Annotated in this window: 14 protein-coding genes; 7 read left to right on the forward strand and 7 right to left on the reverse strand. The window is 72.1% G+C overall.

The annotated features are described in order from the left end of the window. Nucleotides 1-220 precede the first annotated feature (220 nt). The 3 genes from M4D82_RS12410 (at nucleotide 221) to M4D82_RS12420 (ending at nucleotide 3,211) form a co-directional block, all read left to right on the forward strand. Nucleotides 221-421 carry a helix-turn-helix transcriptional regulator gene (locus M4D82_RS12410; RefSeq protein ID WP_053674774.1) on the forward strand — a complete coding sequence of 67 codons (201 nt, stop codon included), beginning with the start codon at nucleotides 221-223 and terminating at the stop codon, nucleotides 419-421. Nucleotides 422-574: 153 nt separating this feature from the next. Next, nucleotides 575-808 (forward strand): heavy-metal-associated domain-containing protein, encoded by a 234-nt coding sequence (locus tag M4D82_RS12415; RefSeq protein ID WP_249766110.1) that lies wholly within the window; start codon nucleotides 575-577, stop codon nucleotides 806-808. 90 nt (nucleotides 809-898) lie between these two features. Beyond that, nucleotides 899-3,211 (forward strand): heavy metal translocating P-type ATPase, encoded by a 2,313-nt coding sequence (locus M4D82_RS12420; protein WP_249766111.1) that lies wholly within the window; start codon nucleotides 899-901, stop codon nucleotides 3,209-3,211. A gap of 264 nt (nucleotides 3,212-3,475) precedes the next feature. Here the strand turns inward: M4D82_RS12420 and M4D82_RS12425 are convergent, their stop codons facing one another. Beyond that, a complete protein-coding gene (locus M4D82_RS12425) occupies nucleotides 3,476-4,765 on the reverse strand; it encodes a citrate synthase (RefSeq protein ID WP_249766112.1) in 1,290 nt (429 codons plus the stop codon). A 182-nt stretch (nucleotides 4,766-4,947) separates the two neighbouring features. Beyond that, nucleotides 4,948-7,194: an SF1B family DNA helicase RecD2 gene (gene recD2, locus M4D82_RS12430; RefSeq protein ID WP_249766113.1), complete on the reverse strand. Its 2,247-nt coding sequence runs from the start codon at nucleotides 7,192-7,194 to the stop codon at nucleotides 4,948-4,950. A 286-nt stretch (nucleotides 7,195-7,480) separates the two neighbouring features. On the opposite strand from recD2, the gene M4D82_RS12435 reads away from it, so the two are divergent. Further along, a complete protein-coding gene (locus M4D82_RS12435) occupies nucleotides 7,481-8,017 on the forward strand; it encodes a DUF937 domain-containing protein (RefSeq protein ID WP_249766114.1) in 537 nt (178 codons plus the stop codon). A gap of 16 nt (nucleotides 8,018-8,033) precedes the next feature. Here M4D82_RS12435 and M4D82_RS12440 read toward each other — a convergent pair whose 3' ends face one another. Further along, complete coding sequence (locus M4D82_RS12440; RefSeq protein WP_249766115.1) at nucleotides 8,034-8,993, reverse strand: EamA family transporter; 960 nt, start codon at nucleotides 8,991-8,993, stop codon at nucleotides 8,034-8,036. 120 nt (nucleotides 8,994-9,113) lie between these two features. On the opposite strand from M4D82_RS12440, the gene M4D82_RS12445 reads away from it, so the two are divergent. Together M4D82_RS12445 and M4D82_RS12450 are read left to right on the forward strand one after the other, a co-directional pair. Continuing rightward, a complete protein-coding gene (locus M4D82_RS12445; protein WP_249766116.1) occupies nucleotides 9,114-10,076 on the forward strand; it encodes a LysR family transcriptional regulator in 963 nt (320 codons plus the stop codon). 10 nt (nucleotides 10,077-10,086) lie between these two features. Continuing rightward, entirely contained in the window at nucleotides 10,087-11,916 is a 1,830-nt protein-coding gene (locus M4D82_RS12450; RefSeq protein ID WP_249766117.1) for a glycoside hydrolase family 3 protein, read from the forward strand. 38 nt (nucleotides 11,917-11,954) lie between these two features. Here M4D82_RS12450 and M4D82_RS12455 read toward each other — a convergent pair whose 3' ends face one another. Together M4D82_RS12455 and M4D82_RS12460 are read right to left on the reverse strand one after the other, a co-directional pair. Then, entirely contained in the window at nucleotides 11,955-13,418 is a 1,464-nt protein-coding gene (locus M4D82_RS12455) for a S28 family serine protease (RefSeq protein ID WP_249766118.1), read from the reverse strand. A gap of 85 nt (nucleotides 13,419-13,503) precedes the next feature. Next, a complete protein-coding gene (locus M4D82_RS12460; protein ID WP_249766119.1) occupies nucleotides 13,504-13,935 on the reverse strand; it encodes a hypothetical protein in 432 nt (143 codons plus the stop codon). A gap of 245 nt (nucleotides 13,936-14,180) precedes the next feature. Here M4D82_RS12460 and M4D82_RS12465 point away from each other — a divergent pair, with 245 nt between their 5' ends. Then, nucleotides 14,181-14,735, forward strand: coding sequence for an EF-hand domain-containing protein (locus M4D82_RS12465; protein WP_249766120.1), 555 nt, complete (start codon nucleotides 14,181-14,183; stop codon nucleotides 14,733-14,735). Nucleotides 14,736-14,765: 30 nt separating this feature from the next. Here M4D82_RS12465 and M4D82_RS12470 read toward each other — a convergent pair whose 3' ends face one another. Both M4D82_RS12470 and M4D82_RS12475 read right to left on the reverse strand, forming a co-directional pair. Continuing rightward, nucleotides 14,766-18,626 (reverse strand): ABC transporter ATP-binding protein, encoded by a 3,861-nt coding sequence (locus tag M4D82_RS12470; protein ID WP_502988910.1) that lies wholly within the window; start codon nucleotides 18,624-18,626, stop codon nucleotides 14,766-14,768. A gap of 156 nt (nucleotides 18,627-18,782) precedes the next feature. Further along, nucleotides 18,783-19,547 (reverse strand): GntR family transcriptional regulator, encoded by a 765-nt coding sequence (locus M4D82_RS12475; protein WP_249766122.1) that lies wholly within the window; start codon nucleotides 19,545-19,547, stop codon nucleotides 18,783-18,785.

Below are 19,547 nucleotides of genomic sequence, written 5' to 3' on the forward strand. Positions count from 1 at the left end.
ACCCGGGTGTCGCCTGTGCCGCATCCGTCACAGGAGTCGCCAGCGTGTCACGCATGTCCGCGTTACACGGGTTTTCCGTCACAGCCGTTCGACAGCCCCGCCCGCACCCTCACCGAGCGTCGTTCTCCGGGCACAACCCGAGTGATCGTCAGTGTCCACGTGCCGGCTCCCCCGACGGCCTCCCGGCCGGCTCCGCGGCGTGGACCAGGAGGTGTCGTGGATGAGCGACCGACAACTGTGGTCGTACAAGGAGATCGCCGCCCACATCCGGGTGCAGCCGGACACGGTGCGCTCGTACCGCAAGCACGGGTTGCTGCCGGCGCCGGACCACGTGGAGGGCGGCAAGCCGTACTGGTACGCCGACACCATCCGGGCCTGGGTGGCCCGCCGCCCCGGCAACCGGGGCCGCCGCGAGGACTGACGCGTACCGAGACGGCGGGGCGCATTTACTTACACTTCCGACATATCGGCCCGTTCGAGGGCCACGCTCGAAATGCCGGCGCAAAAGCTCGCGCAGATACCCCCTAGGGGTATAGTCTGCGGAGAAGAGGAACCCCCGATGAAGGAGAACGACATGACCGCCCAGACGGACACCCACACCACCGCCGTCTACAAGGTGACCGGGATGACCTGCGGCCACTGCGAGGGCGCCGTGACCGCCGAGCTGACCGCCCTGCCCGGCGTGACCTCGGTCAAGGCCGTCGCCGCCACCGGCGAGGTCACCGTGGTCTCGGCCGCGCCGCTCGCCGAGGCGGACGTGCGCGCCGCCGTCGACGAGGCCGGGTACGAGTTCGCCGGCCAGGCCTGAGCACCGCTTCTCCTCCGCAGCACGCGCCGGGCCGTACCGGCCAGCTCATACTGGTTCCGTACGGCCCGGCCCTCCCCCTGGAGCCGGAACATGACCAGCAGCACCAGCACCGTGCACGACGGACCCATAGCGGCGGTCGAGCTCTCGATCGGCGGAATGACCTGCGCCTCCTGCGCGGCCCGCATCGAGAAGAAGCTCAACCGGATGGACGGGGTCACCGCGACGGTGAACTACGCCACCGAGAAGGCGCAGGTCTCCTACGGCGGCGACGTCCGGGTCGCCGACCTGATCGCGACCGTCGTGAAGACCGGCTACACCGCCGAGGAGCCGCCACCGCCCCCGCAGCCGGTGGCGGAAGCCGAACCGGAGTCGCCGGCAGGGGCCGCAGCGGGCGCGGACGCCGCGGCCGTACGCGATCCCGTGCTCGCGGCGGCGCGTCAGCGGCTGCTCGTGTCCGCCGCCCTGTCGCTGCCCGTCGTCCTGCTCTCGATGGTCCCCGCCCTCCAGTTCGACAACTGGCAGTGGCTCTCGCTGACCCTCGCGGCCCCGGTGGTGGTCTGGGGCGCCCTCCCCTTCCACAAGGCCGCCTGGACCAACGCCCGGCACGGCGCCGCGACCATGGACACCCTCGTCTCCGTCGGCACGCTGGCCGCCTTCCTCTGGTCCCTGTGGGCCCTGTTCTTCGGGCACGCGGGCATGCCGGGCATGCGCCACGGATTCACCTTCTTCACCGTTGAGGGGGGCACGATCTCCCGTACCGACGGGTCCTCCGCCCTCTACCTGGAAGTCGCGGCCGGCGTCGTCAGCTTCATCCTGCTCGGCCGCTACCTGGAGGCCCGCTCGAAGCGGAAGGCCGGCGCGGCCCTGAAGGCCCTGCTGGAACTGGGCGCCAAGGACGTGGCCGTCCTGCGCGGCGGCCGGGAGGTCCGGATCCCCGTCTCCGCGCTGGCGGTCGGGGACCGCTTCGTCGTGCGGCCCGGGGAGAAGATCGCCACCGACGGCACGGTGGTCGAGGGCAGCTCCGCCGTGGACGCCTCCATGCTGACCGGCGAGTCCGTCCCGGTCGAGGTCACCGTCGGCGACTCCGTCACCGGCGCCACCGTCAACGCCGCCGGGCGCCTGGTCGTGGAGGCCACGCGGATCGGCGCCGACACGCAACTCGCCCGGATGGCGCGGATGGTCGAGGACGCGCAGAACGGCAAGGCCGAGGTGCAGCGCCTCGCCGACCGGATCTCCGGGATCTTCGTCCCGATCGTCCTGCTCCTCGCGCTCGGCACCTGGGTCACCTGGCTGCTGCTCACCGACGACGCCACCGCCGCCTTCACCGCCGCCGTGGCCGTCCTGATCATCGCCTGCCCGTGCGCCCTGGGCCTGGCCACGCCGACCGCGCTGATGGTCGGCACCGGCCGGGGCGCGCAGCTCGGCATCCTGATCAAGGGCCCCGAGGTGCTGGAGTCCACCCGCCGTGTGGACACCGTCGTCCTGGACAAGACCGGCACCGTCACCACCGGCCGGATGACCCTGTCGGGCACGCACGCCGCCGAGGACGTGGACGAGAAGGAGCTGCTGCGGCTCGCCGGCGCCCTGGAGCACGCCTCCGAGCACCCGATCGCCCGCGCCATCGCGACGGGGGCCGCCGAGGCGGCCGGGGAACTGCCCGTTCCCGAGTCCTTCGAGAACGTCGCCGGACTCGGCGTCCAGGGCGTGGTCGAGGGACACGCGGTCCTGGTGGGGCGCGAACGGCTGCTGGCCGACTGGGAGATCGCCCTGCCCGCCGGCCTCGCCGAGGCCAAGTCCGCCGCCGAGGCCGCGGGGGCCACGGCCGTCCTGGTCGCCTGGGACGGGCGGGCGCGCGGCGTGCTGACGGTGGCCGACGCCGTCAAGGAGACCAGCGCCGAGGCCGTGACCCGGCTGCGGGCGCTCGGCCTGACCCCGGTGCTGCTGACCGGCGACAACCGGGCCGTGGCCGAGACGGTGGCCCGCGAGGTGGGCATCGAGGAGGTCATCGCCGAGGTGCTCCCCGAGGACAAGGTGGACGTGGTCCGCCGGCTCCAGGCCGAGGGCCGCACGGTCGCCATGGTCGGCGACGGCGTCAACGACGCGGCCGCCCTGGCCCAGGCGGACCTGGGGCTGGCCATGGGCACCGGCACCGACGCGGCGATCGAGGCGGGCGACCTGACCCTCGTACGGGGCGACCTGCGGGTGGCGGCGGACGCGATCCGGCTCTCGCGCCGGACCCTGACCACCATCAAGGGCAACCTGTTCTGGGCCTTCGGGTACAACCTGGCGGCGCTGCCGCTGGCCGCCGCGGGCCTGCTCAACCCCATGATCGCGGGCGCCGCGATGGCCTTCTCGTCGGTGTTCGTGGTGACCAACAGCCTGCGGTTGCGCTCGTTCCGATAGCGGCCCGCCTCCCCGGTTCCTCCACACGTTCTTCACGGGAGACGCAGATCACAGTGATCGGTGCGTAACCATCCGGGGTCGTCATGGATCTAATAGGGCGATGCCGGAAACGTCTTGGGGATGTTTCGGGAGGCACGCCGACGCCCCGGCTCGGGTCCCGTGGGGGGAATCCGGCGCCGGGGAAAGGGAAGCGCCCCGACCATCGACCCGTGGGGGGATCGACGGCGGGGCGCTTTCCGTGGAACGCGGCCGCGAGGCGAGCGGTCAGCGGGCCTCGACGGGGACGAAGTCGCGCAGGACCTCGCCGGTGTAGATCTGGCGCGGACGGCCGATGCGGGAGCCGGGCTCCTTGATCATCTCGTGCCACTGGGCGATCCAGCCGGGCAGCCGGCCGAGCGCGAACAGCACGGTGAACATCTCGGTCGGGAAGCCCATGGCCCGGTAGATCAGACCGGTGTAGAAGTCCACGTTCGGGTAGAGGTTGCGCTCGACGAAGTACTCGTCGGCCAGCGCGTGCTCCTCCAGCTTGAGCGCGATGTCCAGCAGCTCGTCGCTCTTGCCGAGCGCGGAGAGGACGTCGTGGGCCGCCGCCTTGATGATCTTCGCCCGGGGGTCGAAGCTCTTGTAGACGCGGTGCCCGAAGCCCATGAGGCGGACGCCGTCTTCCTTGTTCTTCACCTTGCGGATGAAGGCGTCGACGTCGCCGCCGTCCTTCTTGATGCCTTCGAGCATCTCCAGGACGGACTGGTTGGCGCCACCGTGCAGCGGGCCCCACAGGGCCGAGATGCCGGCGGAGATCGAGGCGAACATGTTCGCCTGCGAGGAGCCGACCAGGCGCACGGTGGAGGTCGAGCAGTTCTGCTCGTGGTCCGCGTGCAGGATCAGCAGCTTGTCGAGCGCCGAGACGACGACCGGGTCCAGGTCGTACTCCTGGGCCGGCACGGAGAAGGTCATGCGCAGGAAGTTCTCGACGTAGCCGAGGTCGTTGCGCGGGTAGACCACCGGGTGGCCGACCGACTTCTTGTACGCGTACGCGGCGATCGTCGGGAGCTTGGCCAGCAGCCGGATCGTCGAGAGGTGGCGCTGCTTCTCGTCGAAGGGGTTGTGGCTGTCCTGGTAGAAGGTCGACAGCGCGCTGACCACGGAGGACAGCATGGCCATCGGGTGCGCGTCGCGCGGGAAGCCGTCGTAGAAGCGCTTGACGTCCTCGTGCAGCAGCGTGTGCTGGGTGATCTCGTTGCGGAACGACGCGAGCTGGTCGACGGTCGGCAGCTCACCGTTGATCAGCAGGTAGGCGACCTCGATGAAGGTCGAGCGCTCCGCCAGCTGCTCGATCGGGTAGCCGCGGTAGCGCAGGATGCCCTGCTCGCCGTCGAGGTAGGTAATCGCGGACTTGTACGCGGCGGTGTTGCCGTAGCCGCTGTCCAAGGTGACGAGCCCGGTCTGGGCCCGAAGCTTCGAGATGTCGAAGCCCTGGTCACCGACGGTGCTTTCGACCACCGGGTAGGTGTATTCACCGTCCGCGTACCGGAGTACTACAGAGTTGTCGCTCACGTCATCCCTCACCGACGTAGTGCCTCTTCTTCGAGGTGCCCTGACTGCCTCTACCTTCCCCCATTTGGCGCAGGAGAGTGCACTCGGGGTCGGCCTTTGGTCTTTTCGACGGCACTGAGTGCCGCCAACCTGCTCATCCTGCCCCCTCCGCACGGCGGCGGGAACCCCAAATGATCGATCATCTAGGTGATGTTTCCCACCGGTATGCGACCGGAGAGCCTGGGCGCGACCGCCGTGTACCTCCTGCCTGCGGAAACGGTACGCACTGCCTGCCCGAGGGCTCTTCGGGACCCGACCAGCACGACCAATTTCTTCGCCCTGGTCACCGCCGTGTAGAGCAAGTTGCGTTGGAGCATCATCCAAGCGCCGGTGGTGACCGGGATCACGACGGCCGGATATTCACTCCCCTGGGAACGGTGGATGGTGACGGCGTACGCGTGGGCCAGCTCGTCCAGCTCGGAGAACCCGTAGGCGATCTCCTCGTCCTCCTCCGTGCGCACCGTCAGCTTCTGTTCGTCCAGGTCGAGGCCGGTGACGACGCCCACGGTGCCGTTGAAGACCCCGCTCGCCCCCTTCTCGTAGTTGTTCCGGATCTGGGTGACCTTGTCGCCCACCCGGAAGACCCGGCCGCCGAACCGCTTCTCGGGCAGGTTCGGCCGGGCCGGGGTGATGGCCTGTTGCAGCAGGCCGTTCAGGTTCCCGGCGCCGGCCGGGCCCCGGTGCATGGGCGCGAGCACCTGGATGTCGCGGCGCGGGTCGAGGCCGAATCTGGCCGGAATACGACGGGCGGCCACGTCCACGGCGAGCACCCCGGCCGCCTCGGTGTCCTCCTCGGGGAAGAGGAAGAAGTCGGGCAGGCCGTCGGTCAGGGGCGGAACGCCGGTGTTGATGCGGTGCGCGTTGGTGACGACGCCCGACTGCTGCGCCTGCCGGAAGATCCGGGTCAGCCGGACGGCCGGCACCGGCCCGCCCTCGGCCAGCAGGTCCCGCAGCACCTCGCCGGCGCCCACCGAGGGCAGCTGGTCCACATCGCCGACCAGCAGCAGGTGCGCCCCCGGGGCCACCGCCTTGACGAGCTTGTTCGCCAGCAGCAGATCCAGCATCGAGGCCTCGTCGACCACGACCAGATCCGCGTCGAGCGGCCGGTCGCGGTCGTACGCCGCGTCCCCGCCCGGCTTGAGCTCCAGCAGCCGGTGCACCGTGGAGGCCTCGGCGCCGGTCAGCTCCGACAGCCGCTTCGCGGCCCGCCCGGTGGGCGCGGCGAGCACCACCTTGGCCTTCTTGGCGCGGGCCAGCTCCACGATGGAGCGGACCGTGAACGACTTGCCGCAGCCCGGACCTCCGGTGAGGACGGCCACCCGCCGGGTCAGGGCGAGGCGGACGGCCTCGCGCTGCTCGGGGGCGAGGGCGGCGCCGGTGCGCCCGGCGAGCCAGCCGAGGGCCTTGTCCCAGTCCACGTCCTGGAAGCCGGGCATCCGGTCGTCCTCGGCGTTCAGCAGCCGGCGCACCTGCCCGACGAGGGACAACTCCGCGCGGTGGAAGGGCACCAGGTACACCGCCGTGAGCGGATCCGGGCCACCTTGTGGATCGGGCACGGATTCCCGTACGACACCCTCGGGGTCGGCGGCCAGCTCGGCGAGGCAGTCGATGACGAGCCCGGTGTCCACCGCGAGGAGCTTGACCCCGTCGGCGATGAGCCGCTCCTCGGGCAGGAAGCAGTGGCCCTGGTCGGTGGACTGGGACAGGGCGTACTGGAGGCCCGCCTTGACCCGCTCGGGGCTGTCGTGCGGGATGCCGACGGCCTGGGCGATGCGGTCGGCCGTGAGGAAGCCGATGCCCCACACGTCGGCGGCGAGCCGGTAGGGCTGGTTCTTCACCACCGAGATGGAGGCGTCCCCGTACTTCTTGTAGATGCGCACGGCGATGGAGGTGGAGACGCCGACGCCCTGGAGGAAGACCATGACCTCCTTGATGGCCTTCTGCTCCACCCAGGCGGCGCCGATCAGCTTCGAGCGTTTGGGCCCGAGGCCCGGCACCTCGACCAGCCGCTTCGGTTCGCTCTCGATGACGTCGAGGGTGTCGAGGCCGAAGTGCTCCACGATCCGGTCGGCGATCCGGGGGCCGATGCCCTTGATGAGGCCGGAGCCGAGGTAGCGGCGGATGCCCTGGATGGTGGCGGGCAGCAGGGTGGTGTAGTTCTCGACGGTGAACTGTCTGCCGTACTGGGGGTGGGAACCCCAGCGGCCCTCCATGCGCAGGGATTCGCCGGGCTGGGCGCCGAGGAGCGCGCCGACCACGGTCAGCAGATCGCCGGCGCCCCGGCCGGTGTCGACCCGGGCGACCGTGTAGCCGCTCTCCTCGTTGGCGTAGGTGATGCGCTCCAGCACCCCTTCGACCACCGCCGGTTGCACCGCCCCACTGGTTGTCATGGCACGACGCTACCGCCCGCCGCCGACAGGGCACCGGCCGGTGGACAAGCCTGTGGAAAACCGAAGGGGGCCCGGCCTCACGGCCGGACCCCCTCACGGTTACCCCTCCCACGTCGGACTTCCCGATCCCCCCGGATCCCCTCCCGGAAGTCCCGACGCACAGTACGACCCGCCCGCCGCCCGGAGGGTTGCACTCACATCCGGAACTTTACTTTCCTATTACCTTTGGGCGGTCCCGGCGTGGCGTGAGGCACCATCAAATCGTCATGGAAGTAGCGTTTCCGGCATGAGCGAATCTTCATTCGAGGACGACGTCGTACGCGAACTCGGCGACGACAAGCTGAACGAGATCGCCGGGCTCCTCGGGACCGACACGGGCGGCGCCCGCGAGGCGGTCACCGAGACCGTCGGCGCCATGACCGGCGACCTCCGGCAGAAGGCCGACGCGGACGACGACGACGGCGCGGAAGTCCGCCAGGCCTTCGCCGAGGTGTCCGACGCGCCGCTCCAGGGCGTGGCCACGCTCGGCGGACTGGGCGGTCTGCTCAGCGGCGGCATGATGGCCGGCGTGCTGGCGAAGGTGAGCAAGCCCGTCGCCAACGCCGTGTCGAAGAAGACGGGCATCCCCGCCCCGACCGTCGCCCGGGTCGTCGAGATGCTGATCCCGGTGGTGCTGGCCGTCTTCGCCAAGCGCGCGGCCGCCGGCAAGGGCGGTGCGGGCGGCGCGAGCGGCACGGCCGCCGGCGCGTCGAGCGGCGCCGCCCCCGCGTCGGGCGGCCTCGGCGACCTCCTGGGGCAGATCCTCGGCGGCGGGAAGAAGTAACCGCCCGGGTTCACGCTCACCTCCGAGCGGCCGCGCCGCTCGTACGGGGCGAGCCTGACGGGGCAGGGCTGGCGGCTGCCGCGCCGGCAGGGCTCCCCGTAGCGGCCCCGGACGTACGGGTGCGCGCCGGCGTCCACGAGGTCAGCGCCACCCCGCCCACCAGCAGGACCGCCGCCACCCAGCGCGCCCCGCTCACCCCCTCGCCGAGGACCAGCGCGGCCGAGGACATCCCGAAGACCGGCACCAGCAGCGAGAACGGCGCCACGGCCGAGGCCGGGTAGCGGCGCAGCAGGTATCCCCAGGCGCCGAAGCCGAAGACGGTGGACACCCAGGCGACGTAGCCGATGACGGCGAGGCCGGACCAGTCCAGGGCGCGCAGCGCCGCGAGGTCCCGCTCGGGCCCCTCCAGCAGCAGGGACAGCCCGACCAGGGGCAGCACCGGGACGGTGCACACCCACACCATGAAGTTCAGCGCGTCGGGCGGGGCGGCCTTGCGCGTCAGCACGTTGGACACGCCCCAGCAGGCGGCGGCCGCGACCACCAGCACGAAGCCGGTGACGGGCCCCGACAGGCCCCGGTCCACGGCGGCCACCGCGATCCCGGCCAGGGCCACGCCCATGCCCAGCAGCCGCGTCCGGCCGGGCCGTTCGCGCAGCACGACGGCGGCGAGGACGGCGGTGAAGACGGCCTGGACCTGGAGGACCAGCGAGGACAGCCCGGCCGGCATCCCGGCGGCCATGCCGGTGAACAGCAGGCCGAACTTGGCGATGCCGAGGGCCACCCCGACCCCGAGGACCCACTTCCAGGCGACCTTCGGACGGCCGACGAAGAACACGGCGGGCAGGGCGGCCACGAGGAAGCGCAGGGCGGACAGCAGCAGCGGGGGGAAGTGGTCGAGGCCGATCTCGATGACGACGAAGTTGAAACCCCAGACGGCGGCGACGAGCACGGCGAGCGCGGTGTGTACGGGACGCATGTTCCGAGCATCGACGCCCCGACCATGTAGCACCAGCGCGGATCTCTTCCGGGATGGATGAAGAGATGCTTACGAATCGACGCCCCTCGCCCGCCGGTTCGGCCCGGCTACGATGGGCGCGTGCTCGACCTGTCCCGGCTGCGCGCCCTGTACGCCGTCTCCGTCCACGGCTCGATCGCGGGCGCGGCGGCCGCCCTCGGCTACACGCCCTCCGCCGTCTCGCAGCAGATCGCCAAACTGGAGCGGGAGACCCGTACGACGCTGCTGGAACGACGCGGGCGCGGCGTCGCGCTGACCGACGAGGCCCACCACCTGGCGGACACCGCCCGGGAGTTGCTGGCGCTCGTCGAACGGGCCGAAACCACCCTGGAGGAACGGCGCGGGCAACCCGAGGGGCTGCTGACGGTGGCCGCGTTCGCCTCGGCCGCGCGGGGGCTGCTGCCGGGGGTGCTGGCCGACCTGGCCCGTCGGCATCCGGCGCTCGACGTACGCCTCACGGAGGTGGACCCGCACCTGTCGGTGGACCTGGTGGCCCGGGGCGTCACCGACCTGGCGGTGGCCCACGACTGGGACATCGCCCCGCTGCCCGCCCCCGAGGGCCTGGAGCAGGCGCTCATCGGCGACGACCGGTGCGACCTCGTGGTCCCGGCCGGGCACCCCCTCACCACCCGCCGCGTGGTGCGGCGCTCCGACCTCGGCGGCCTGCGCTGGGTGGGCCAGCCGCCCGGCCGGGTCTGCCACGACTGGCTGGTCCGGACCCTGCGCACGGCCGGCTTCGAGCCCGACATCGCGCACATGGCCGAGGAGAACCACACCATCGTCGCCCTCGTCGCGGCCGGACTCGGGGTAGCGGTGGTGCCCCGGCTGGGGACGGGCCCGCTGCCGCCGGGCGCCGTCCGCGTCCCCTTGGAGCCCGGCCCCGTCCGCCGGTTGTACGCCCTGTGGCGGACGGGCGCGGCCCGCCGCCCCGCCATCACCGAGACCGTCCGCGTCCTGCGGGAGCGCTGGCCGGCCGTCGCCGCAGGGGCCCTTCCGGGGGACGACCCGAGTGTCCGTCACCCCGACGGCGCCGCGCCGCAGTAGGGTCCGGCGGGTGCCCTTCCACGCATCCCGCCGGGCCGTCCTCGCCGCCGCGGCCGCGGCGGCCGTGACCGCCGCCGGCGCCGTCGCCTCCGCCTCCGTGGACTCCGCCCCCGCCGCCCCGGACGACTCCCGACCCGCCGACCGGGCGCCGGGCCGCCGCCCGAACCGGGCCCGGCTGCGCGCGCTGGTCGCCTCGATGAGCCTGCCCGAGCAGGTCGGCCAGCTGTTCGTGTCCCGGGCCTACGGACACTCCGCCACCGACCCCGACCCGGTGGACGCCGAGCTGAACCGGCGGCACTTCGGGGTCCGCACCGCCGCCGAGGTCGTCGCCCGCTACCACCTCGGCGGGGTCGTCTACTTCGCCTGGGCCCACAACACCCGCGCCCCCGCGCAGATCGCCGCCCTCTCGGACGGCCTCCAGCGCGCGGCGGCCGACTCGGGCGGGGGCGTACCGCTGCTGCTCTCCGTCGACCAGGAGCACGGGGCCGTCGCCCGGATCGGGCGGCCCGCGACCCTGCTGCCCGGGGCGATGGCCCTGGGCGCGGCCGGCTCCCCCGCCGACGCCCGCCGTGCGGCCCACGTCGCGGGGGCCGAACTGGCGGCGCTCGGCATCCGGCAGGACTACGCCCCGGTGGCCGACGTCAACGTGAACCCGGCCAACCCGGTGATCGGCGTACGGTCCTTCGGCTCCGACCCGCGCGCGGTCGCGGCGCTGGTCGCCGCCCAGGTAGGGGGCTACCAGGCGGCGGGCGTCGCGGCCACCGTGAAGCACTTCCCGGGCCACGGGGACACCGAGACGGACAGCCACGTCGGCCTGCCGGTGATGCGGCACAGCCGGGAGCAGTGGGAGGAGCTGGACGAACCGCCGTTCCGGGCGGCGGTGGAGGCGGGCGTGGACGCCGTGATGACGGCGCACATCGTCTTCCCCGCGCTCGATCCCTCGGGGGATCCGGCGACCCTCTCGCGGCCCATCGTCACCGGCCTCCTGCGCGAACGCCTCGGCTTTCGCGGGGTGGTCGTCACGGACGCCCTCGACATGGCCGGCGTCCGCCAGAAGTACGGGGACGACCGTGTCCCGGTCCTGGCGCTCCTGGCCGGCTGCGACCAGCTGCTGAACGCGCCGGACCTCGCGCTCGCGCAGCGCGGGGTGCTCGCGGCGGTGGACTCGGGCGAGCTGACGCGGGCCCGGATCGCGGAATCGGTCCTGCGGATCCTCGAACTCAAAGCGCGTCGGGGCCTGTTCGAGGACCCCTACACCTCCCCGGAGGAGGTCGGCGCGCGGGTCGGCGCGGACGGGCACCTCCGGGCAGCCGACGAGATCGCGGCCGCCACCACCACGCTCCTGGCCAACCCGCGCGCCCTGCTGCCGCTGGACGCGGCGGCGGCGCCCCGGCTGCTGGTCACCGGGACGGACCCGGTCTCCCCGTCGGGTACCACCGGGCCCCCCACGACGGTCCTGGCGCGGGAGTTGACCGCGCTGGGCTGCCGGGCGACGGCGCTCCCGCCGGACCAGGCCGTCGCGGCGGCCCCGGGGCACGCGGCGGTGCTCGTGTGCACGTACAACGTGCCCGAGGGCGAGAGCCCGCAGCGGACCCTGGTGGCGGACCTGGTCGCGACGGGCGTGCCGGTGGTGCTGGTGGCGATCCGCAACCCGTACGACCCGGCGCGGCTGCCGGCGTGCGCGGCGGAACTGGCCACGTACACGTGGACGGACGTGGAGATGCGGGCGGCGGCCCGGGTGGTCACCGGGGCGCGGCGACCGTCCGGCCGCCTGCCCGTCCCGGTGCCGGGCCGCTACCCGCTGGGCCACGGACTCTCGTACGGGTCCGTGGCCCGGTAGCACCCGCGTACTGGTACCCGGGGGCTACGCCACGGCTACTACGGCCGCAGCTGCGGCTCCCGCTCCAGGTCGCGCTGGTCGAGCTGCGCGTCCGGCGCGGCCAGCGGCTCCGCCTTCGGCGTACCCAGCAGGTTGGGGGCGGGTGACACGCCGGCCCACTGGAGGATCCGCGCGGTGGCGAGGGTCTTCTCGCCGTCCAGCAGCTTGGAGACGTTCGCCCCGTGGTTGGCGCCCGGCGCGGTCATGACGTAGCTGTCGCGCGTGGTGTAGCCGAGGCGGAACGGTTCCGCGCCCCACGGGTCGTTCTGCCCGTAGACGAAGAGCATCTGGTGCGCGTTGTTGCGGACCCAGGTGTCGATGTCCGCCATGGCTCCCGGCTGGAAGGTCATGGGGATGTCGCGGGGCACGAAGTCGCGCGGCGGCTGGTAGCCGTAGCGGCTCAGGCCCGCCAGGTGGGGCTGCTTGATGTCGGGCGAGCCGAGCTGCGTACCCGCCTGGTAGTAGTACGGGGTGTACGTCTCCAGGCCCTGGTCGGAGTAGGCCGAGAAGCCGGAGATCGCGTCGACCGTGTCCCAGATCTGCTGGTCGGTGGCGGTCTTGGCGTCGGGTATGGAGGCGCAGTCGGAGAGCAGGCTGTACTGCCAGAACGCCCAGACGTAGTCGAGCACGACGGCCTCGTAGGCCTTGTCGAGGTTGCCGACGGTGTTGAAGGTCCAGCCGTTCTCGGCGGCGGCGGCCGCGTACTTGGCCTCCAGCGGCTCGCGGCGCACGAGCGCCTCGCGCTGTACGGCGTTCAGCCGGTCGCGGCACTCCTTGGTGCCGACCTTGGCGAAGAACCGGTCGTAGGCCGAGTCCTCCTTGTTGACGACGTCGTTGGGCGCGACGTACGCGACGACGCCGTCCATGTCCTTGGGGTAGAAGCGCTCGTAGTACGTCGCCGTCATGCCGCCCTTGCTGCCGCCGGTGGCGATCCAGTTCTTCGAGTAGATCTTCTTCAGGGCGGTGAAGATGCGGTGCTGGTCGCTGGCGGCCTGCCAGATGTCCAGCTTCGACCAGTCGGCCGGGTCGGGGCGCGACGGGTTGAAGAATCGATACTCCATGGACACCTGGTTGCCGTCGATGATGGTCGTCGGCTCGGAGCGGCGCGGATTGGTGTTGACGTTGTAGCCCGACGTGAAGAACACGGTGGGCCGCGAGACGTCCTTGTGCAGCAGGGTGATGCGCTGCTTGAAGGTGCCCTTCCACGGCTGCCGGTGGTCGATCGGCTGCTCGTAGTTCAATACGAAGAAGCGGTAGCCGGGGTACGGCTTCTCCTCGATCAGACTCATGCCCGGAACGGCAAGGATGCGGTCCTTGATGTCCTCGGCCGCGGTCTGCCCTGCGATGGTCGGCGCGGCGGCGACCGACTCGGCGGCGGTGGCCGCCTGAGCCGTGACACCGGCTGTACCCATGGCGGCGATCAGCACACCTATCGGCAGCAGCCGGCCAAGCGTCTTGCGCATGCACCCTCCCCTTCAGTTCACTGCGGTCGCCCGTGAACCTAGCCCGGCCAACACATGACTGACCAGCCCCAGTTGGGACGTGCGCTCAACAAAGGATCCAGCCGGATTCGACGGATCCGGCCGCGATACCGCCCCTTACATACACACATCGGTTGATCGCACCGACGGTGACGGGGCCCGCGTAGCGGGTGAATTGCCCCGCATCGCCCACGGCGATTCCGCCACGCGGCTGGACGCTGACCCACATCGCACGACGCTCCCCGGGGCGCAGCGCGACGGCCGTCGCGCAGACCTGGGTCCGCGTCTTGCGCACGCGCACCTCACCGGTGGAGAACGGCAGCACCTTGACGAGCCTCCCGGCGCAGCCAGCCTGGGCCACGGCGGCGGGCGGCCCGAAGGGGCCACGCCCGACGAGTTCGACGGCGAGCCAGATCACCGCCGCGAGCGCGCCGAGGCGCACGGCCCGCCCCCGGCCGCGCCGACCCGGCTCCCCCCGGATCTCCCCGTTCCACCGCATGCTGACCCCCCGATCGGTCGTACGTCACACGTACGGACGTACGACGCCCGGACCCCCCGGAAGGTTGCACGGCCGGGGCTCACCCCGGACACGGGAACCGGCCATAGCTCGTACGAGTGCATCCACAACTTCCCCGCGGCACAACGGAAGTTCGCGATCAAGGGGGAGATTACGCTAGGCGATCGAGTGACCCCAAACGGTAGTCATACCGACGCCGTTCTCACCCCTGTTGAAAGGCACCCGCGATGACGAACGACCTGCTCGACCGCAAGCTGGAGCGCGCCTTCTCCCACCTGGACGCCGACAACAACGGCGTCATCGACGAGCACGACATCATCGCGCTGGGCACCCGTCTGCTGTCGGCCCTCGGGGAGCCGCAGGACTCGCCGAAGGCCCTCGCGGCGATCGACGGGCTCGTCGGCTTCTGGCAGGAGCTGTTCACCGAGCTGGACATGGACCGCGACGGCAAGGTCACGCCCGAGGAGTACTCCCTGGGCATGACGCGCCTGTACAAGGACGGCGGCGAGGCCTACGACCGCTCCTTCCGGCCGATGGCGCAGGCGCTGCTCACCATCGTGGACACCAACGGCGACGGGCGCATCAGCCTGGAGGAGTTCCACAAGGCGCAGACGGCCTTCGACACCAAGCTGGGGCCGGAGGCGGCCGAGGCCTTCTTCGCGCGGATCGACAAGAACCACGACGGCTACCTGTCGGTGGACGAACTCCTCGTCTCGGTACGCGAGTACTACACCGGTGACGACGAGGACGCCCCGGGGAATCTGCTCTTCGGCGAGCTCTGATCCCCGGGGCACCCTGAGGTACGACCCGGCCTACGCCGCCGCGCGCTCGTCCTCGCCGACGAACGTGCGCCACAGCTCGGCGTAACGCCCGCCGCGCGCCAGCAGCTCGGCGTGACTGCCGTCCTCCACGACCCGGCCCCGGTCCATGACCACGACCCGGTCCGCGCGGGCGGCGGTCGTCAGGCGGTGCGCCACGACCAGCGTGGTGCGCTTGCCCGCGAGCCGGTCGGTCGCCTGGTTGACCTGGGCCTCGGTGGCCAGGTCCAGGGCGGCGGTGGCCTCGTCGAGCAGGAGGACGTCCGGGTCGACGAGTTCCGCGCGGGCCAGCGCGATCAGCTGGCGCTGGCCGGCGGACAGGTTGCGGCCGCGCTCGGTGACGGCGTGCAGGTAGCCGCCGTCGAGCGTGGCGATCATGTCGTGGGCGCCGACCGCGCGGGCGGCGGCCTCGACCTCCGCGTCGCTCGCGTCGGGTCGCCCGTAGGCGATGGCGTCGCGGACCGTCCCCGGGAAGAGGTACGACTCCTGGGGGACGACGCCGAGGTGGTGGCGGTACGCCGTCAGGTCCAGCTCCCGCAGGTCGGTGCCGTCGGCGGTGACCCGGCCGGAGGTCGGGTCGTAGAACCGGGCCACCATCTTGACCAGCGTGGACTTCCCGGCGCCGGTCTCGCCGACGAAGGCGACGGTCTGACCCGCCGGTATGCGCAGGCTGATTCCGGCCAGCGCGTCGCCCTTCTCGCCGCGCTCCTCGGCGGTGCCGTACTGGAACCGCACGTCCTCGAAGGCGATCTCGCCGCGCAGCTCCTTCACCGGGCGGGGGTCGGCCGGGCGCGGCGTGGTGGTGGGCTCGCGCAGCAGCTCCTGAATCCGGCCCAGGGAGACGGTGGCCTGCTGGTAGCCGTCGAAGACCTGGGAGAGCTGCTGGACGGGGGCGAAGAAGAGGTCGATGTAGAGCAGGTACGCCACCAGCGCGCCGGTGGTGAGGGTGCCCGCCTCCACGCGTCCCGCGCCGACGATCAGCACGGCCGCCGCCGCGCCGGAGGACAACAGCTGCACGAAGGGGAAGTAGATGGATATCAGCCACTGACCCCGGACCCGCGCCTCGCGGTAGGAGTCACTGCGCTCGGCGAAGCGGGCGCGGCCCGTGCCCTGCCGGCGGAAGGCCTGCACCAGGCGCAGCCCGGCGACGGACTCCTGGAGGTCGGCGTTGACGAGGCTGACCCGGTCGCGGGCGAGTTCGTAGGCGACCACCGACTTGCGGCGGAAGACGATCGTGCCGATGACCAGGACGGGCAGGGTCGCGAAGACGATCAGGGCGAGTTCGACGTCGAGGACGAGCAGGGCGACGAGGATGCCGAAGAAGGTCAGGACGGAGACGACGGCGGTGACCAGGCCGGTCTGCAGGAAGGTCGAGAGGGCGTCGACGTCGGTGGTCATCCGCGTCATGATCTTGCCGGTGAGCTCGCGCTCGTAGTAGTCGAGCCCCAGGCGCTGGAGCTGGGCGAAGATCTTGACGCGCAGGGCGTACAGGACGCGTTCGCCGGTACGGCCGGTCATGCGGGTCTCGGCGACCTGCGCGGCCCACTGGGCGACGACCACGGCCAGGGCCAGGCCGGCGGCGACCCAGACGGCCCCGAGGGCGGCCTGTTCGACGCCCTGGTCGATGCCGTGGCGGATCAGGATCGGCAGCAGCAGACCGGAGCCCGCGTCGAGGGCGACCAGGCCCAGGCTGATCGCGAGGGGCGCCCAGAAACCGCGCAGCAGGCGGCGCAGGCCGTAGCTCTCCTCGGCGGAGGCCGCGTGCTGCTCGTCGACGCGCGGCTCGTCGTCGGCGGGCGGCAGCGCGGCGAGCTGCGCGAGGAGTTCGGGCGTGGCGCCGGGCAGCGACGGGGTGTCGACGGCGTCCTGGCGGCGCCACAGCTCCGGGGTGACGCCGTCGGCGACGCGGCGCTTGGCGTTGACGGGCTCGGCGTCGATCTCGGCTTCGAGTTCGATGTCCCGCTCGATGTCGCACTCGCCGTCCCGCTTCATCTCCCGCTCGAACTCGGCCATGGCCGGTGCGTCGGGAGTGCGCGGGGAGGCGCCGCCGAGGGCGTCGGGGTCGGTGAGCAGCCGCCGGTAGAGCGGGGAGCGGCGCTCCAGTTCCTCGTGCGTGCCGATGTCGGCGAGGCGGCCGTGGTCGAGTACGGCGATCCGGTCGGCCAGCGCGAGGGTGGAGCGGCGGTGGGCGATCAGCAGGGTGGTGCGGCCGGCCATGACGGACCGCAGGGCCTCGTGGATCTCGTGCTCGACGCGGGCGTCGACGGCGGAGGTGGCGTCGTCGAGGAGCAGCAGGCGGGGGTCGGTGAGGAGGGCGCGGGCGAGCGCGATGCGCTGGCGCTGGCCGCCGGAGAGCGTCAGGCCCTGTTCGCCGACCTTGGTGTCGTAGCCGGCGGGGAGGGCCTCGATGAAGGCCTCGGCCTGGGCGGCTCGGGCGGCGGCCCGGATCTCCTCGTCACCGGCGTCGGGGCGCCCGTAGGCGATGTTCGCGCGGATGGTGTCGGAGAAGAGGAAGGAGTCCTCGGGGACGAGTCCGATCGCGGCGCGCAGGGAGTCGTACGTCAGCTCGCGGACGTCGTGGCCGCCGACGCGGACGGTGCCGTGGTCGGCGTCGTAGAAGCGGGGCAGGAGGAGGGAGACGGTGGACTTGCCGCTGCCGGAGGCGCCGACGACGGCGACGGTCTCGCCCTCGGCGATGCGCAGCGAGAAGCCGTCGAGGACGGGGCGCTCGGGGTCGTAGCCGAAGCGGACGTCCTCGAACTCGACGGTGGCGGGCGCGTCGGCGGGCAGTTCGCGCGTGCCCTCGCGGATCACGGGCTGGGTGTCGATGAGTTCGTAGACCCGCTCGACGCCGGCGCGGGCCTGCTGGGCGACGGTGAGGACCATGGCGAGCATGCGGACGGGGCCGACGAGCTGGGCGAGGTAGGTGGAGAACGCCACGAACGTGCCGAGGGTGACCTGACCGCGGGTGGCCATCCACCCGCCGAGGCCCAGCATCGCCACCTGGGCGAGGGCGGGAACGGCCTGGAGGGCGGGGGTGTAGCGGGAGTTCATCTTGATGCCGCGCATCCGCCCGCCGAACAGGCGGCGGCCGGCCTCGCGGAGCTTGCCGGTCTCCTGCTCCTCCTGCCCGAAGCCCTTGACGACGCGGACGCCGGTGACGGCGCCGTCGACGACACCGGCGACGGCGGCGGCCTGGCCTTGCGCGTACCAGGTGGCGGGGAACAGCTTCTTGCGGCTGCGCTGGGCGATGAACCACAGGGCGGGAGCCATCAGCAGGGCTATGAGCGTGAGCAGCGGGGACAGCCACAGCATGACGCCGAGGGATATCCCGAAGAGGAGGAAGTTGCCGATGGTCATGGGCAGCATGAAGAGCAGCCCTTGGATCAGCTGGAGGTCGCTGGTGGCCCGCCCGACGACCTGACCGGTGGACAGCTCGTCCTGCCGGCGCCCGTCGAGACGGGCGATGGCGTCGTACATGTCGGTGCGCAGGTCGTGCTGCACGTCGAGGGCGAGGCGGCCGCCGTAGTAGCGGCGTATGTAGGTGAGGACGTAGACGAGGACGGCCGCGCCGATGAGCATGCCCGCCCAGGGGGCCATGTCCTTCGTCTTGTTCCCGATGACGTCGTCGATGATCACCTTGGTGACCAGCGGCACGAGCGCCATGACGGCCATGCCGGCCAGTGAGGAGCCGAGCGCGAGCAGCACGTTGACCTTGTACCGCCAGGTATAGGCGGCCAGCCGCCTGCCCCAGCCCTGTTTCCCGTCCTGTTTCCCGCCGCCCGCCGTCACGTGGTGCCTCCCCGTAGGTCCAGTCCTGCCGCCTCCCCCAACGCCCCGACCGGCGTATTTCATCCCCCGGCAACAATCGCACTGCCATACGGGGACGGCACGCGAGGTTCCCCCAACCGTGTCTCGACCGCACCCCGGACGCACACGGGGCGCTTTCACTCTGCGACAGGCATGACGCAGCCGCAGGCGCGGGCCACGCAGGCCTGACGCGGCCCGGCTCTACGGGGCGTCGAACTCGTACTCCAGCACGTAGGCGGAGGCGTCGAGCACCATCTCGTTGACCTCGACGGCGCGCCCGTCGGCGGCGAGAGCGGTACGGACGACCAGGACGACGGGGGTGCCCGTGCCGAGCCCGAGTTGCCGGGCTTCCTCCGGAGTGTGCATGCGCGAGCGGATCTCCTCGCGGAAGCGCGCGGGCCCGTGGCCGAGCTCGGCGAGGCGGGCGTAGATGCCGCCGGGGCCGCTGTCGGGTTCGGCGATGGGCGTGCCCGCCGCGAGGGTGGCGTCGAGGTAGGACGTCGCGAGCATCACGGGCTTGCCGTCCAGCAGGAAGCGCCTCCGGCGCACCACCACCGCCGCCTCGCCGGGCAGCCCGAGCAAGCTCCCGGCCCCTGCGGGCGCGGGCTGTTCGGCGACGCCGAGGAACTCGACCTCGGGGTCGTGTCCCTTGCCGTCCGCAGCCCAGATGGACCCGCCGGCGCCCCACACCTCGACGGCCAGACGTTGGATCCCCCGCCGCCGGATACCGACCCGGAACTCCCGTACGAAGACCCCGGCCCCCTTGCGGGCCTCGGCCAACCCCTCGGACTGCAAGACTCCGAGCGCCTGCCGCGCGGTCATGCGGGCGACCTCGTAGGTGCGCATGAGGTCGCTCTCGCCGGGCAGCCGGTCGCCGGGCCCGTACTCGCCCGAGGCGATGGCGTCCTTCAGCGCGGCGGCGATGCCCTGGTACTTGGGCTGCCGCCGCGCGACTGGTGAGGCCAA

It is taken from the genome of Streptomyces sp. RerS4, from assembly GCF_023515955.1.
Classification (GTDB): domain Bacteria; phylum Actinomycetota; class Actinomycetes; order Streptomycetales; family Streptomycetaceae; genus Streptomyces.